The sequence below is a fragment of the Streptomyces monticola genome, from assembly GCF_042665355.1.
GTDB lineage: Bacteria > Actinomycetota > Actinomycetes > Streptomycetales > Streptomycetaceae > Streptomyces > Streptomyces monticola.
The window spans coordinates 1,018,363-1,033,902 of sequence record NZ_JBHTCF010000001.1 but is presented as its reverse complement, the minus strand read 5'-3'; the positions used below and the strand labels follow the sequence as shown (position 1 = coordinate 1,033,902).

Genomic DNA, 15,540 nt, shown 5'->3' with positions numbered 1-15,540 from the left:
CTTCATGTCCGCCGCCCCTCACGGCCGGCCACGAGCGCGTCGACGGAGACCGTGAGCTCGGCCGGGTCGACCGGGGCGCGGTCCTCGACCCGCTCGCCGGTGCCGGGCCGGGCGCGACTGGTCATCCAGGTGGCCAAGTGGCGGTAGCAGGCGCGCCGTTCGGCCGGGGACAGCGGTGCCCGCCGGACGGCCGAGACGAAGCCCCAGACGTACTCGGCGAGCAGCCGGGGCGTCGGATGCAGCGGCCCCGCACGGCGCGGGTCCAGGTTGACGCACCGGGAGCGCTTGGAAGGGTTCGCCCGCTCGGCGCGGGTGGGGTGGTCGCGGCGGAAGTAGAGGAGTTCCGGCACCTGGTGGAAGGGCCCGTGCAGGGTGATCTCGGCGACGAACGTGCGGTCCGCGTGGTGGTAGCTGTCGTGCGGCTTCACCCGGCGCAGCACGTCGGCCCGCATCACCCCGTAGAAGTCGTCGCCGCCGGGCTCGAACAGCAGGCTGCGGAAGCGCTCGGGGGCGTGCGGCGAGTCGGTGGCGAGCGTGTACGGGTACGGGACCTTCACCTGGCCGTGTTCGTCGATGACCGCCTGGTCGGCGTGCGCGAGGATCACGTCGGGGTGTTCGTCGAGCGCCTCCACGCAGCGCCGCAGCAGGTCGCGGGCGTAGAGGTCGTCGTGCGAAGCCCACTTGAACAGCTCGCCGCGGCACTCGGTGAAGACGTAGTTGTGGTTCGGTGCGGCGCCGATGTTCCGGGGCAGCCGGAGGTAGCGGATACGTGCGTCCTGATCCGCGTACTTGCGGCAGATGTCCTGGGTTCCGTCGGTCGAGGCGTTGTCGGAGATGACCAGCTCGAAGTCCTCGTAGGTCTGGCCGAGCAGGGCGTCGAGCGCCTCGGCGAGGTACTCCTCGCCGTTGTACACGGGCAGGCCGATGCTCAGCCTGGGCTGGACGGTCATGAAGTCCTCACTTCGGGAACGGAGTTGTGGTGGCGCTCGCGCAGGGCGGACCGCAGCTGCAGCCACCACACGGCCGAGCTGCAGACGGTCGCGGCGGCGACGCCCCAGGCCGAGCCGACCGTGCCGGCGACGGCCGCGCCGCCGAGCCCGCCGCCGACGTAGCAGACGGAGGCGAACAGCTGGCTGCGCAGGCTGCGCCGGGCCGCGCCGAGCGCCCTGAGCCCGGCCGCCGCGCCGGTGCCGAGGCCCGCGCCCGCGACACCGAGGGTGACCGGCACGATGAGCTCCGCCGCGGAGTGCCAGACGCCGCCGAGTACGAACTCGCCGAGCCGGTCCGGCACAAGGAGCAGCGCCCCGCCCCAGAGCAGCGCGGCGACGGCCTGCCCGGCGCCGAGGAGGAGGCAGAAGCGGCCGAGGCGGTGCGGGGCCCGGCGCAGCACCCGCGCCGCCTCCGGGACGGTGACGAGGGAAAGCCCCATCAGGACGGCGAGGAACGGGCCGAGCAGCAGCTCGGCGCCCCGGACCGCGCCCACCGCGCCGACTCCGACGATCGCGCCGAGCCCGTATGCCCGCAGCTGGCTCGCGCCGCTGAGGCTGACGTTCTCGACCAGATAGCGGGAGCCGAGATCGCGCTGCTCGCGCAGCCAGCCGCGCGCCCGGCTCGTCCGGGGCCTGATGCCGGACTGGAGGCAGCCGTACGCGGCGGCCACCGCGGCGGACGCGCCCCAGGCGAGCAGGAAAGCGGCCACGCTGCCCACGCGGGCCGCCACGACCATGGCCGGGACGAGCGCGACGCCCCACACGAGGTCGTTGACGAACGCCTTCCGCCCGGCGCCGGCGGCGAAGAACGCGAACCGCCAGGCGTCCTGGAGGAGCAGCCCCGGCAGTACGACACCGAGGCAGACGAACGCCGGGCCCACGCGGCCGCCGAGCGCGAGCCCGGCCGCCACGGCCACCGCGCCGATGGCGACGCCCGCGCCGAGCGCGGTACCCGACGACCGGGCCACCGCCGCGCGCCAGGACGACTCGGGCACTCCGCTGAAGCGCACCACGAGCGGGTCGGTGGACAGGCCGCGGGAGACGTTGAGCACCACGCCGTAGGTCACCCAGGCCAGGCTGAACACGCCGAACGCGGTAAGACCGAGGGAGCGGGCCACGTACATGCCCACCACGAAGTTGGAGATGCTGGAGGCCGCCTGGTCGGCGAGGCCCCAGGACAGCCGTCCGGCCATGGCCCGCTTGGCGGTCCGCTTCTCCCCCTCGGTGGTCATCGCCGTCATGCCTTGATCAGCCCGGCGCCGTGCAGGGCGTCGGCCGCGGCGGCGACGGTCTCGAACGGCAGCCCCGACCGCTCGGCGACGTCCAGCAGACCGTGCTCGCCGTCGGAGAGGCTGAGCACCCAGAGCATGGCCATCTGGGCCTCCTTGGCGTCGCTGCGGCCGCCGAGCGAGTCGTACAGGCCCCGTCGCCCCAGCTGGGGTTCGCCGTACGGGCTGAGGTTGACGTACCGCCGGTTGCGGTCGAGCACGGCGAACGCCTCGCGGCAGACGGCGAGGGTGTCCTCCATCGCCTCCGGGGAGACGAAGTCCGGGTTGTCCGCCGAGGTGTGGTATTCGGGGTACCCGGCGTACGGGGTCCGGCTGAGCGAGCCCACGCCGAGGTCGAACCCGGGCGAGCAGTACTGCCGCTCGTCGTAGCCGTACGGAGTGAACTCCTCGACGCGGTGGGCGCGTTCGGACGCGGCGAGGACATGCCGCAGCACCCGGTCGATCTCCGCGTCGCCTCGTCTGCTCTGTTTGTACGTCAGCTGTCCCGGGTCCCCGGCGCAGGCGAGGACGAGCCCGTGCTTGACCCGGTCCACCCGTTCCGCGTTGCGGGCCAGCCAGGTGATCGCCCCGATGGTGCCGGGCGCGTAGATGAACCGGTAGGTGTAGTACGGCGGTTGCTCCTGCTCCGCGAGCGCCTGGGCCAGGAATGTCGCCACCGCGATGCCGGCCAGGTTGTCGTTGGCAAGCGACGGGTGGCAGACGTGACAGGAGACGATCACCTCGTCCGGGACCTGCCCGGGGACCACGTGTTCGGCGTAGGTGAGGTGGCCGTCGGCGAGTATGGAGTCGATACGGACCTCGTAGTCGCCGTCCGGCAGCGCGTCCAGGGTGTTCTGGGCCAGGCAGAACCCCCATTCCGGCCGGTAGTAACTGGTGCGGTACGGCACCCAGTCCGGGTGGTCCGGCAGGGTGTGCAGATGCGGGCGCAGCTCGGCCAGGGTCATGGTCCGCGCCACCGGCACGCTGTAGCCGAGCACGTGCAGGCTGGACGCGGCGAAGTCGACGACACGGTTGCCCGCGGTGTCGGCGACGTACGCGTCCCGGATGTTCCACTCCTGCGGCACCGTCCAGTCGAGCACCGGCGTCCCGGTCGGCACCTCGTGCATCTGCAGCGGGACGTATTCGCCGACGATCTCCAGGGTGGCGCGGACCCCGTCGCCCGTGATGCTCCGGCAGAGCGGGTACAACCGCTCCACCAGTGCGTGCATCCGCTCCCCTGCCGCGGTCATCCGCGCCACCGCAGGGTGTCGTCGACGGCACCCGCGTCGGACGCCTCGCGCAGCACGGCGAGCCGGGTGAAGCGCCGTTCGAAGTCCTCCCGGGTCAGGCCGTGTTCGCGGTAGGCGTCGGCGAGTTCGATCGCGCCCTGCTTCACCGTCCACTCGCAGTCGAAGCCGGGGACGGCGGCGCGGAACCGGGAGAAGTCCACCCGGTAGGAGCGCGGGTCGGCACCGGTCTCCCCGGTGATCACCACCTTCGAGCCGGGCACCGCCGCGGCGACCTGCTCGGCGATCTCGGCGACGGTGACGTTGTTGGTCTCGCTGCCGATGTTGAACGCCCGGTCGTGCACGGCTTCTTGCGGCGCGGTCAGCGCGGCCGTGAAGGCGCGGGCGATATCGGCCGCGTGCACCAGCGGGCGCCAGGGGGTGCCGTCGGAGAGCACAAGGACCTCGCCGGACAGGAGGGCGTGGCCGACCAGGTTGTTCAGGACGATGTCGGCGCGCAGCCGGGGCGAGTGGCCGAAGGCGGTGGCGTTGCGCATGAACACCGGGCTGAAGTCGCCGTCGGCCAGGGCGTGCAGATCGTCCTCCACGCGCACCTTGGACTCCGCGTACGGCGTCACCGGGCGCAGCGGTGCGTCCTCGGTCACCAGGTCGCCGCCGCCCGCGGCACCGTAGACCGAGCACGTCGACGCGTAGAGGAAGCGCCGCACTCCGGCTTCGCGGGCGAGGCGGGCCAGGCGTACCGACGCGTGGTGGTTGATGTCGTAGGTGAGTTCCGGCGCGAGCGATCCCAGCGGGTCGTTGGAGAGCGCGGCCAGGTGGATCACCGCGTCCACTCCGGCGACGTGTTCGGCCGTGATGTCGCGCAGGTCGACGCGGTGCCCCCGCGGGTCGGCGGGCATCGGGCCGAGGACGCAGTCGGCGAACAGGCCGGCGTCGAGGCCGGTGACCTCGTGCCCGGCGGCCGCGAGGACCGGGGCCATCACGGTGCCCAGGTAGCCCTGGTGTCCGGTCAGTAGTACGCGCAAGGTTCAGTCCCCCAGGTCGAGCGTGAGTTTGGTGACGGCGAACGCCTCGGCGTAGCGCGCGTGGCATTCGATACCGCGGATCCGGGCGAGGCCGAGGAAGGCCTCCCGGTCGTACCAGGGCCGGTGGCGCTGCGAGGGGTAGTGCTCCTGCAGCAGCCGCACCTTCCGCTCGGCGGTCTCCGGCGCCAGCGGCTGATACACCGTCATACGGCCGAGGTCGCCGTCCCACTTGACGATCTCGTAGCCGAGCACGAGGTGGTCGCGGAACGCGGTGGGCACGAGCTTCGCGAGACCCCGGTGGTCCTGGTGTGCGTCGTCCGTGCGCGGGGCGAGCACCAGGTCCGGGTCGGTCTGCGCGCGCAGTTCCTCGACCGCGGCCTTGGCCTCGTCCCAGTGCACGGGCATCCGGCCGTCCGGCAGCTTGAGCACGGTGAGGCGCAGGTCGGCGTCCGGGCAGAAGGCGGCGAGCGCGGCCTGCTCCTCCTGCTCACGCTCGCTGCCGCCGCCGGAGAGCACCAGCGCGTCGACACGGATACCCGGGTGCGCGAGGCACAGCGTGAGGAGTGTGCCCCCGGCGCCGATGGCGATGTCGTCGCAGTGCGCGCCCAGCGCGACGATCCGGTTCAGACGCCCGGTATTGAGCCGGATCACGCGGTCACCTCTGCCTCGTCGCGTTCCCACACGGCCCACGGGCGGTCGCCCCTGGCGTAGGCGTCGTCGAGCGCGGCCCGCTCCTTCACGGTGTCGGTCGGCTTCCAGAAGCCGCGGTGCTGGTGGGCCACGAGGCGGGCGCGCTTGGCGAGTTGGGCGCAGCCGTCGGCGACCAGGTCCCCGCCTTCCGGGATGTGGTCGAAGACCTCCTGGCGGAGCACGAAGTAGCCGCCGTTCTCCCACAGCGGCAGTTCGCTGACCGCGGTGATGCCGCCCACCAGGCCGTCCTCGCCCAGGTCCACGCAGTGGAACGAGGACTGCGGCGGCACCACCATCATCGACGCCCCGGCGTCACGCCGGGCGAAGGTGTCGATCATCTGGGGCAGCGGGGCGTCGGTGAGCACGTCGGCGTAGTTGGCGAGGAACATCTCGTCGCCGTCCAGGTGGTGCCGCACGCGGCGGAGCCGCTCCCCGATGGGTGACTCGATACCGGTCTGCGCGAACGTGATCGTCCAGTCCGAGATATCGGTGGAGAGGAGCTCGGTCCTGCCGCCTCTCAGCACGAAGTCGTTGGACGTCGTCTCCTCGTAGTTGAGGAAGAAGTTCTTGATGTGATGTGCGCCGTAGCCGAGGCAGAGGATGAACTCGGTGTGCCCGAAGTGCGCGTAGTAGCGCATGACGTGCCAGATCAGCGGGCGCGGGCCGACCATCGCCATGGGCTTGGGCACATCGTCGGACGAGCCGCTGCGCATCCGCATCCCGTAACCGCCGCAGAACAGAACGACCTTCATGACGCCACCTCGTCCTTGTTCGGCTCGACGATGCTCAGTTCGGGGATGGGAAAGACGAGGCGGCCGCCCCAGTCGTGGACGAAGGACAGCTGCTCGGTCAGTTCGGCCCGCAGGTTCCACGGCAGGACGAGCACGTAGTCCGGCCGGTCGGCGGCGATCTGCTCGGGCGGCAGGATCGGGATCCGGGTGCCCGGGGTGAACCTGCCGTGCTTGTAGGGGTTGCGGTCGACCGTGTACGCGAGCAGATCGGGCCGGATGCCGCAGTGGTTGAGCAGGGTGTTGCCCTTGCCGGGGGCGCCGTAGCCGACGACCGTCTCGCCGCGCTCGGCCGCTGTGATGAGGAACTTGAGCAGGTCACGGCGGACCTTGGCGACGCGGGCGGAGAACTCGGTGTACCCGGACAGCTCCTGAAGCCCGGCTGCCTTCTCCCGGGCGAGGACGTCGGCCACGCGCTCAGCCGGCTCGCCGGCCACCTCCGCCGGGCGGGCCCACAGCCGGATGGAGCCGCCGTGCGTGGGCAGCAACTCGACGTCCACGAGCGCGAGTCCGCCGCTCTCCAGGGCCCGGATCGCCGACGCGACCGTGTAGTACTGGAAGTGCTCGTGGTAGATCGTGTCGTACTGGTTCTCCTCGATCAGGGTCAGCAGGTGCTGCACCTCGATGGAGACCCAGCCGTCGTCGGCGACCAGGTGGCGAAGGCCCTGTGTGAACCCGACGACGTCGGGGATGTGCGCGTACACGTTGTTGGCCACGACCAGGTCGGCCGGGCCGTGCTCCTTGCGGACGGCCGAGCCGGTGTCCGGGCTCAGGAACTCCGTGACGGTGGGCACGCCCTTGTCGCGTGCCGCCGCGCCGACGTTCACCGACGGCTCGATGCCGAGGCAGCGGATCCCCCGGTCCACCAGGTGCTTCAGGAGGTAGCCGTCGTTGCTGGCGACCTCGACCACGAAGGCGTCGGGGCCCAGTTCAAGGCGCTGCACGGCGTCGGCGACGAACGTACCCGCGTGCTCCACCCAGGAGGTCGAGTACGAGGAGAAGTACGCGTACTCCTTGAAGGTCTCCTCCGGCGTGATCAGCGGAGGTATCTGTGCGAGCCAGCAGTCGGTGCAGACCCGCAGATGCAGCGGGTACGCCGGTTCCGGCCGGTCCAGTTGGTCCGCGGCGATAAAGCTCTCGCACGGCGGCGTCGCTCCGAGGTCGACGACGCTCGCCATCGCTCCCGAGCCGCAGAGTCGGCATCCAGTCATCTGCTGTCCCCATCCCCCCTGTTCGCGCGGGCCCCCCGCCGCGAACCGGTGCTTGCGTTTCCTGTCGGCGGCGGGCCGTCCCCGCCGCCCGACCGCACCGCGATCGCGGTGCGGTACCCCTCCACCAGGCGCTCCAGGCCGACGGCCGGGCTGAAGCCCTGCTCGTAACGGCGCCGGGCCGCCCGGCCCATCTCCCGGTTGCGGTCCTGCTCGGCCGTGATCCGGCGGATGCAGTCCGCGAGCGAGGCGGACTCACCGGGCTTGTGCAGCAGCCCGGTCACCCCGTCCTCGACGAGTTCGACGAAGGCACCGTGACCGGCGGCGACGGTCGGTACGCCCGCCGCCATCGCCTCCACGACCACCAGGCCGAACGCCTCCAGCCATGTCGAGGGAGCCAGCACGGCGACCGACCGCGCGATGGCCTGACGGCACTGGGCCGGGTCGTACAGGCCGACGTACCGCACGTCGTCCCGGCCCGCCGCCCAGGCGGTCACCTCTTGTTCCAGTGGCCCCGCGCCGGCGATGACGAGCGGCACGCCCGCACCGCCCTCCTCGGCGATCTCGTCCCACGCGGCCATGAGCAGCCGTACGCCCTTGGCCTCCGCGAGCCGGCCGAGGAAGAGCAGGTGCCTGCCCTCGTCCGCCCGGCGGGCGCGCGGCTCCGGCACGAAGTTGTGCTTCACCACGAGGCGCTCGGCCGGCATACCGGCCCGCACCAGGACGTCGCGCTGGGCCGCGGAGATGCAGAAGAACCGCTCCACACCGGTCCACCACCGGCGCCGGTTGGCCGACAGGCTGACCGCGAGCGGCACCGTCGCGAGCCTGGAGCCGCGGTAGCAGCCGTGCCGGACGGCGGGCAGCGGTGTCGCGCCCACGCACTCGGTGCACGGCCGCCCGTCCCGCTGCAGCGTGCCGGGCGGGCAGATCTGGGTGTAGTTGTGCAGCGTGGCGACGGCGGGTACGCCGGCGTCGGCGCAGGCGGCGAGTACCGCGGGCGACAGGAGCGGGAAGACGTTGTGGATGTGCACCACGTCGGGGCGTGCGGCACGGAGCCGGGCCGCGAGCTCGGCGCGGACCGCCGGATTCCACGGCACGAGGAGCGGCACCTTGGCCTTGCCGAGGAGGGACCGGGCGGCGATGTCGTCGCTGCGCCGCTCGAACACCTCGACCCGGTGGCCTGCCGTGCGCAGCAGCTCCACCTCCTGGTCGACGACCTTGTTCTCCCCGCTCGGCTGCGCCGAGTTGTAGCGGTTGTGCACCACGAGGATGTGCATGCTCAGGTCACCTCCGATCTCTGGGCCCAGCGCGGTACGCGGCGTCGGGGAACTCCGGGCGCCACCAGGCGAGTTGCCGCCACGGCCGGTGCGTCGGGTGCGGCGGGTACGGCAAGGAGCGAGGCGGCCACGGTCAGGTGCAGCAGATACGGCGAGGCGTCGCCGAGGCCCGCCTCGGTGTACGAAGCGATCGCGCAGTAGCTGATCAGGAAGATCGCGCAGGCCCTCGCCAGCGAGGGCGGCCGCAGCAACGCGACCCCGCCGAGCACGATGATGATCGCCGCCACGATGGCCGCGCCGGTCAGACCCTGCTCGTGGTAGACGGCCAGCCAGCTGTTGTCGATCGGAAGGCCGCCGAACGACTTGTCGCCGAGGCCCGCGCCGAACAGCTGCTCCGAGGTCGACCGGGGGGCCGCCAGCAGGGCGTCCCAGACCTTGGCCCGGCCTGTGAGGTTGGAGAAGTTCTCCTGGCTCTGCCCGCGCAGGAACCAGGCCTGCAGCAGGGAGCCGAACCCCACCGCGGCCACGGCGGCGCACAGCACCGCCCAGGTGAAGAATCGGCGGGCGGCCGCACTGGTCAGGATGAGCGAACCGATCGCAAGGGCGAGGCCGATGAGCAGGCCGAGCGTGGCCGTCCGGGTATGGGTCAGCGCGAGCAGGACGAGGGCCGGCACGATGACCACCGCCGCGCTGCCCCTGTCGGTCCTGCGGCCCAGGACGAGCAGCACGGTGAGGCCGATGATCACCGCGGCGTACTGCCCGATCTGCGGCGGGGTGAGCGGCCACAGCGCACCGACGAGGCGGCCGCCGTACAGCTCGGGCATGGCGGCGCCCGGCGAGATGAGCGCGCCGGCGGCCACGGAGCCGAGGACCGCGAAGTACATCCGGATGTGATGCCGTACGAACGTCAGGCTGCCGTCCCACCAGCGGCTGAGCAGCCACAGCGTGCCGACGAAGAGCGCCAGGCGGGCGCAGCGGAACAGCGCGCCGAACCCGGACTCCAGGTCCACGCTGGAGATCACGCTCGGCACGAGCAGCAGGGTGAGCAGGAGCACGAAGGCGCTGGCCCGGATGCGCAGCCGGAGATTGACCGCGAGCGCCAGGGCGAACGCCGCGACCAGCGCGCCCATGGTGACCATCTGGATGAGCGAGCGGGGCAGCGGAACGATGGTCTGCGCGCCGGCGGAGCCGAGCGTGTTGAGGATGAGCAGCCCCCAGGCCGTGCCGACGAGCTTCGCCGAGTGGTCCGTGACGTGTGGACTCATCTCAACCACCGTCCCGTGCGCGGAAGACGCTGCCCGTGTCCTGCTGGTACGGCGCGCCCTGCCACTGCCCGGAGTCGAGCACCCGGCTCGGGTCGTGGGCGACGAACTTCCACGGTCCGACGTAGACGTTGTCGTGCCAGCGGTTGCGCTGCTTGCTCGTGATCGCCTCGGCCACCCGTTCGCCCTGGTACGGCGACCAGTCCGGATAGGTGCCGTAGTTGGCGAGGACCGCCATGCGGTCGCACTTGTCCGTGCACTCGACGACGGACGGGTCGAGGACGAAGCGGTTGTCGTGGATGTCCACCCGCTGGGTCTTCCACCGGCAGTCGGCGTAGAGCGGTGCGGTGGCGATGCCCGGCCGTGCGCAGCGGCCGGTGTCCCGGACCAGGAGCGTGCAGTCACCGGACGAGGTGTTGGCCGGGCTGTTGCAGAACCGGTCGGCGTTCTCCCACAGGGTGATCCCGGACCAGTTGTTCTCCAGCAGGTTCCGGTAGATCTCGATCTTGTCCGTGCGGGCCCGGACCCGTGGTTCGCCGCCGGACTCGGACAAGTAGACGGTCGCGAACGGGAAGTTGTCGCCGCGGTCGGCGTAGCTGCGGCCCTCGGCCCAGTTGTTCCGCCGGATGGTGTTGTGGCGGATGACCGCGTTGTAGCTGGTCTCGTAGATCAGCGCGGCGCCGTCGTTGGCCTCGAGTACGTTCTTCTCGATGCGGAAGTCATTGTTGTTGGTGTCCGCCCATAACCCGGTGCCACGGTTGTCGTGCACCCAATTGCCGCGGATATCAGCTCCGTTGACGGCCCAGAACTTGATGCCTCCGGTGCAGCCGCAGCCCTTTCGCCGCCGCTCCCAGTCGTCGCGGTTGTTGTCCGCGATCTCGTTGCCCTCGACCACCAGGCCGCCGATCCGGCCGGAGGCCTTGTACGCGTTCATGCCGTACTGGCCGTTGCCGCGCAGGCAGCTGGCCCGGACCTGCTGGCGGTCACCGGCCATGAGCCCGGCACCGGAGTTGTCCTTGATCGTCGCGTGCTCGATCACCCAGCCGTCGGCCGAGTCGTGGTTGACGACGCCCTCGTTGTGCGGCGCGACGAAGCGCTGCACGGTCAGATGCCGGATGGTGACGCCGCCGGCGCTGCCGCCGAACGCGTACTGGTTGGTCCTGCGGCCGTCGAGCACCGCGCCCGGCGCGCCGATGTAGCTGTTCCCCTTCTTGGGCACGACCTGGGCGTAGCGGTCCGGGTCCAGCCTGTGCTTGCCGGGGCGGAGCCAGAACGTCGTGCCGGGAGGGCTCGACTTGGTCTTCGCGGCCAGATCACCGACCACCGCGGGGTCGACCGTCACCGCGCCCGTCGGCGCCGTCCCGGGACCGGCCGCGGGCCCGGCGCACACCCGGGCCCGGGCCACGGACGTCGACGGTGCGCCGGTCGGCTCCGCCGCCGGGGCGTGCTGCGTGCTCACACAGCCGGTCGCCAGCAGGGCGAGTGCCGCCACCGCCCAGTGCCGCCTCTTGATCACCACGCGTCCCCCTAGCCGTGGAACCTGAGCACGGTGACGAACTCCCCCAGCGGCCCGGTGCCGTCGGCGGTGCCGGTGCCGGTGCCGCTTCCGGTTCCGGTTCCGGTTCCGGTTCCGGTTCCGACCAGCGTGGTGCTGGGTTCCTTGCGCCCGAAACCGGCGGAGTACCAGCCGAGGGGCGGGTCGCTCTCGCCGCGGTGCGCCCGCCAGTTCAGCTGCCCCGGCAGGTCGAGCACCGCGGAACGGTCCTCGCCGTCCCGGGTCCAGGTGAGCACGGCCCGGTTGCCCACCAGGTCCGCGGCGATCGCGGGGCCGAGGTGAAACGCCAGGCGTACGGCGGCACGGCGCGGGCCACGGCCCTCGTCGAGCACCTCGTCGACCACCCTCAACTCCCGGCTCTCGGCGGTCAGTTCGACCCTGCGTCGGTGCACGGAGCGCTGGTAGCCGTCGTGTTCGGCACACCAGCGGGCCGTCCCCGCACCGGCGGTGTCCGCCGCATCCGCGGTCAGGACCCGGGTGCGGGCCTGCCGGGTCCACAGGAACGGGCCGCCGGAGACGGACTGGTCGGCGCCGTCCAGCTGCAGGGTGTTGTGGCCGAGCGTCGAGCGGAAGTACTGCCGCCACTCGGGCTGCCCGTGGTAGCAGTACGTCCCCGGGTCGGCGAGCACATCGACCCCGTCGTGCCTGACCTCCACGGACAGTGCGTCCGCGTGGGCGTGCGCGGCGATGGACAGGAACCCGTGCGGGCCGCCGTCGCAGCGGCACCAGATCCCGTCAGGACCGCGCAGGATGGTCATGCCCGCGTCGGCGAAGTGCCCCGGCCGGCTTGCCGGGCGGGCCACGGCCGGTGCCGCGCCGACCTTCGCGTACGGGCGGATGAGCGCGGCAAGGAGCGGAGTGCGCACATCGGTGCCGGTCACCGCCGGCCACCAGTCGAGCCCGCCGAACACGGCGTCCCCGGTGGCGAGGAGCGAGCCCCAGCGGTCGGTGCCCGCGCCGTCCACGATCAGACCGTGACCGTCGTCCGCGTCGCCCTGGCGCGGCGGCCGCAGCCGGCTGTCCACGACGGCGGCGAGCGCGTCGGTCATCCGCAGCAGCACCACGCGGACCGACGCGGGGACCGGCACCTCTGCGGCGTCCGCCTCGGCCACCGCGGCAAGCCCGAGTTCGAGGACGAGTCCGTGATACTCGGTGGCCAGCTCGCGGTTGAGGCCGGACTCGAAGGTGTTGCTCCGCAGATGCCGCTCCAGGGACCGCAGCGCATCGGCCCGCCAGCGCGCCGATGCCGGGAACCAGCCGAACGCGCAGGCCGCGGCGAACTGCCCGGCGGCCTCGGCGATGACGTGGTTGTTCGCCGAGGAGCCCCGGCTGGGGAAGGCGGCCAGCCAGCGCTGGTGGTGCCATATCTGGTTCAGCGCCACCGGGTTGCCCTCGAACAGGCCGGCCGCGCCCGGCCAGCCGTCGAGCAGCCGCCGGATCCACACCCAGGACAGCAGCCGGATGCCCAGCTCGATGCCGCTGACCCAATGCACGCCGCGCAGCGGTGCGTTGGCCGCCCACCACAACCGCAGATGCTCGGCGACGCGCTCGGCGTACCGCTCGTTCCCGGTGATCGCGTAGGCGGCGGCGAGGACGGTGAGGTACTGATGCCGGGACAGCTCCCAGATCTGCTTGATGTCACCGACCGCTTCCTCGTCGCGGTACGGCACGTCGAAGGCGTAGCCCCACGGGGCCCGGCGCCCGGTCTTCGGGTCGTACCACCAGTCCGGGTCGGCCAGGTCGTCGCGGACGACGCCGAAGTACTCGGCGTGCCCGGCCATCAGCCGGTCCGCCTCGGCGACGAGTCGTTTCGCGGCGTCCGGCGGCACCTCGGCGATCGCCCCGGCGGGCAGTACCGCGGTGAACCGGGCGCCGGGCACACTCGGGCAGTCCGGCGGCGCCGACCGCCAGCGCCGTCTGCGCACCGTGTCGGCCACCCGGCCGCCGACCTCCCGCGGTCCCATCCGGGACAGGCGTCGCAGGTACCAGCCCGCACTCCCCGAGATCACCGTCATCTCGTCCCCGCCAAGGTCACCGGGGCGCCGCCGGCAAGGCCGGCCGGCACGGCGAGGGTGGCCGCCGTGGTGGCGACGAGGGACTCGAGCGGCACCGGCATCGGCCCGCCGGTCCGCACGGCCTTGAGGAACGCGGCCAGCTCGGCGGACTGGCCCTTGTCCCTGGCCTTGGGCAGCCGTGAACTGACCCACCGCTTACGGCCGTAGACCGAGGCACGGACGAAGTCGTCGAGCCGCAGCGCCTTGCCGTCGGCGACCAGGTCGAGGGTCTCCTTGGGGAAGCCGGCCGGGCCGGTGGTGACGTAGCTGATGGTGGCGGTGGACCCGTCCGGGTAGCGAAGGACGACCTGCAGATCCTCGTTGCCGGACGAGGAGAGCGCGTACACCGAGACCGGGTCGGCCCCGAGCAGCCAGCTCGCCGTGTCGATGAAGTGCCCGCCCTCGCCGGTGAACCGCGACCCCTCGGTGCCCTCCTGGCGATACCAGCTGCCGTGCTCGAGGCGGCCCGCGTTGACCAGGTAGCGGATGCTCGCCGGCCCGGTCCTGGCGCCGAACCTCTTCCTGGCCTCCCGCAGCAGCGGCGCGAACCTGCGGTTGAAGCCCACCTGCAGCCGGTCGTTGCCGGACTCCGCCACCGCTTCGAGCACACCGGCGAGTTCGGCCTCGGTGAGAGCCAGGGGCTTCTCCACGAACACCGTCTTGCCCGCGCGCAGTGCTCTTCGGGTCAGTTCGGCGTGCGAGCTGTGCCGGGTGACCACGAAAACCGCGTCGATGGACTGGTCGCCGAGCACGGCGTCGAGGTCGGTGGTCGCCTCGGCGAAGCCGAACTTCCGCTGCGCGTTGGCCGCGGACAGCGCCGTCGTGGTGACGACGGTCGACAGCTTGACGCCCTCGCGCTGTGCCAGGTGCGGAAGCAGCATCGACGTGGCGTAGTTTCCCGCGCCGACGAACGCGAGCCGCACCGGCGACTTCGTGGCCCGGACCGGGGCGGACGGTCCTCCGCCGCCGCGCTTGACCGCGGGCACGGCCACCTCGGGGGCCGCCGCCGGGGCGGCCTCGGCCGCCGGCTGATCAGCGGGCCCGGGGTACCGGAACAGCACAGCCACGGCCTTCAATTCGCCGTCCTTCAGGCGCTGATACGTCTGGACGGCGTCGTCGAACGCGGCGACGTGGGAGACCAGGGGCTCCACGTCGACGCTGCCGCGGGCGAGGAGATCGAGGAAGCACGCCAGGTTGCGGCGCTCGGTCCAGCGCACATAGCCGATCGGGTAGTCACGGCCTTCGAGCTCGTACTCCGGGTCGTAGCGCCCGGGGCCGTACGAACGCGAGAACCGGACGTCGAGCTCCTTCTCGTAGTACGCGTTCCACGGCAGGTCGAGGCGGCACTTGCCGATGTCGACGACCCGGCCGCGGTCCCGGCTCAGCTTGGCGGCCAGCTCCACGGGCTGGTTGCTGCCGCCGCCTGCGGCCAGATACACCTGGTCCACGCCGTGGCCGTCGGTGAGTTCGGCGACGGCGGCCTCCACGGCCGCGGACGCGGGATCGCCGCAGGCCGCGGCGCCCAGGCGGGCAGCGAGTGCACAGCGCTCCGGGTCGGGGTCGGCCCCGACGACACGGACTCCCGAGGCGGCGAGGAGCTGCACCACCAGCTGCCCGATCAGGCCGAGGCCGATCACCAGGGCCGTCTCGCCGAGTTGCGGCTCGCCGCGGCGGACGCCCTGCAGTGCGATCGACCCGACGGTGCCGAAGGCCGCGTGCCGCGGCGCGAGGCCGTCCGGCACCGGCGTGTAGAGGTTCTTCGGCACCCAGTTCAGCTCGGCGTGCAACGCGTGCTCGTTGCCGGCGCAGGCCACGAGGTCGCCGACCTTCACATCGTCGATCCCCGCGCCGACCTGCTCGACCACGCCGCACAGCGAGTAGCCGAGCGGTGTGTAGGAGTCCAGCTTGCCCATCACCTTGCGGTAGGTGGCCGGCACCCCGTTGGTGGCCACGCTCTGCATGACCTTGGCCACCTGGTCGGGGCGTGAACGGGCCTTGGCCAGCATCGACATGCCGGCCTCCGACACCTTCATCAGCTCGGTCCCGGTGGAGATCAGCGAGTAGCCGCTGCGGACGAGGACACCGCCCGGCTTGCACCCCGGCACCGGAACGTCGAGCACCGCCAGCTCGCCGCTCTTGTAGTTCTGTACAACCTGCTTCACCCGAGCTCCTCTTTC

General features: G+C 72.0%; 12 protein-coding genes. All 12 read right to left on the bottom strand.

What is annotated here, in order from left to right; all coding sequences use genetic code 11:
• Nucleotides 1–2: 2 nt before the first annotated feature.
• Genes ACFQVC_RS04245 through ACFQVC_RS04190 form a run of 12 tightly spaced genes read right to left on the bottom strand, consistent with a single transcriptional unit; the run spans nt 3 to nt 15,525 of the window.
• A complete protein-coding gene (locus tag ACFQVC_RS04245) occupies nt 3–950 on the bottom strand; it encodes a glycosyltransferase family 2 protein (protein ID WP_381826515.1) in 948 nt (315 codons plus the stop codon).
• Entirely contained in the window at nt 947–2,221 is a 1,275-nt protein-coding gene (locus ACFQVC_RS04240) for an MATE family efflux transporter (RefSeq protein WP_381827104.1), read from the bottom strand. The genes ACFQVC_RS04245 and ACFQVC_RS04240 overlap by 4 nt, the downstream gene beginning before the upstream one ends.
• A gap of 5 nt (nt 2,222–2,226) precedes the next feature.
• Complete coding sequence (locus tag ACFQVC_RS04235; protein ID WP_381826513.1) at nt 2,227–3,516, bottom strand: DUF4910 domain-containing protein; 1,290 nt, start codon at nt 3,514–3,516, stop codon at nt 2,227–2,229.
• Nucleotides 3,504–4,529: an NAD-dependent epimerase/dehydratase family protein gene (locus ACFQVC_RS04230; protein ID WP_381826511.1), complete on the bottom strand. Its 1,026-nt coding sequence runs from the start codon at nt 4,527–4,529 to the stop codon at nt 3,504–3,506. The genes ACFQVC_RS04235 and ACFQVC_RS04230 overlap by 13 nt, the downstream gene beginning before the upstream one ends.
• A gap of 3 nt (nt 4,530–4,532) precedes the next feature.
• Complete coding sequence (locus tag ACFQVC_RS04225) at nt 4,533–5,180, bottom strand: PIG-L deacetylase family protein (RefSeq protein WP_381826509.1); 648 nt, start codon at nt 5,178–5,180, stop codon at nt 4,533–4,535.
• The gene (locus ACFQVC_RS04220) at nt 5,177–5,971 is read right to left on the bottom strand and encodes a glycosyltransferase family protein (RefSeq protein ID WP_381826507.1); all 795 of its coding nucleotides are present in this window, start codon (nt 5,969–5,971) and stop codon (nt 5,177–5,179) included. The genes ACFQVC_RS04225 and ACFQVC_RS04220 overlap by 4 nt, the downstream gene beginning before the upstream one ends.
• Nucleotides 5,968–7,218 carry a methyltransferase domain-containing protein gene (locus tag ACFQVC_RS04215; protein ID WP_381826506.1) on the bottom strand — a complete coding sequence of 417 codons (1,251 nt, stop codon included), beginning with the start codon at nt 7,216–7,218 and terminating at the stop codon, nt 5,968–5,970. The genes ACFQVC_RS04220 and ACFQVC_RS04215 overlap by 4 nt, the downstream gene beginning before the upstream one ends.
• Nucleotides 7,215–8,492 (bottom strand): glycosyltransferase family 4 protein, encoded by a 1,278-nt coding sequence (locus ACFQVC_RS04210; protein ID WP_381826504.1) that lies wholly within the window; start codon nt 8,490–8,492, stop codon nt 7,215–7,217. The genes ACFQVC_RS04215 and ACFQVC_RS04210 overlap by 4 nt, the downstream gene beginning before the upstream one ends.
• Nucleotides 8,493–8,494: 2 nt before the next feature.
• Complete coding sequence (locus tag ACFQVC_RS04205; RefSeq protein WP_381826502.1) at nt 8,495–9,757, bottom strand: O-antigen ligase domain-containing protein; 1,263 nt, start codon at nt 9,755–9,757, stop codon at nt 8,495–8,497.
• Nucleotide 9,758: 1 nt separating this feature from the next.
• Nucleotides 9,759–11,273, bottom strand: a complete 1,515-nt coding sequence (locus ACFQVC_RS04200) for a right-handed parallel beta-helix repeat-containing protein (protein WP_381826500.1) — start codon at nt 11,271–11,273, stop codon at nt 9,759–9,761.
• Nucleotides 11,274–11,281: 8 nt separating this feature from the next.
• Nucleotides 11,282–13,324, bottom strand: coding sequence for a heparinase II/III family protein (locus ACFQVC_RS04195; RefSeq protein WP_381826498.1), 2,043 nt, complete (start codon nt 13,322–13,324; stop codon nt 11,282–11,284).
• Nucleotides 13,321–15,525 carry a bi-domain-containing oxidoreductase gene (locus tag ACFQVC_RS04190; RefSeq protein ID WP_381826496.1) on the bottom strand — a complete coding sequence of 735 codons (2,205 nt, stop codon included), beginning with the start codon at nt 15,523–15,525 and terminating at the stop codon, nt 13,321–13,323. The genes ACFQVC_RS04195 and ACFQVC_RS04190 overlap by 4 nt, the downstream gene beginning before the upstream one ends.
• Nucleotides 15,526–15,540: the final 15 nt, after the last annotated feature.

Coding starts and splice junctions, on each gene's coding strand:
- ACFQVC_RS04210 (WP_381826504.1), bottom strand. CDS start 8,492: ATGCACATCCTCGTGGTGCACAACCGCTACAACTCGGCGCAGCCGAGC.
- ACFQVC_RS04215 (WP_381826506.1), bottom strand. CDS start 7,218: ATGACTGGATGCCGACTCTGCGGCTCGGGAGCGATGGCGAGCGTCGTC.
- ACFQVC_RS04195 (WP_381826498.1), bottom strand. CDS start 13,324: ATGACGGTGATCTCGGGGAGTGCGGGCTGGTACCTGCGACGCCTGTCC.
- ACFQVC_RS04205 (WP_381826502.1), bottom strand. CDS start 9,757: ATGAGTCCACACGTCACGGACCACTCGGCGAAGCTCGTCGGCACGGCC.
- ACFQVC_RS04240 (WP_381827104.1), bottom strand. CDS start 2,221: ATGACCACCGAGGGGGAGAAGCGGACCGCCAAGCGGGCCATGGCCGGA.
- ACFQVC_RS04220 (WP_381826507.1), bottom strand. CDS start 5,971: ATGAAGGTCGTTCTGTTCTGCGGCGGTTACGGGATGCGGATGCGCAGC.
- ACFQVC_RS04245 (WP_381826515.1), bottom strand. CDS start 950: ATGACCGTCCAGCCCAGGCTGAGCATCGGCCTGCCCGTGTACAACGGC.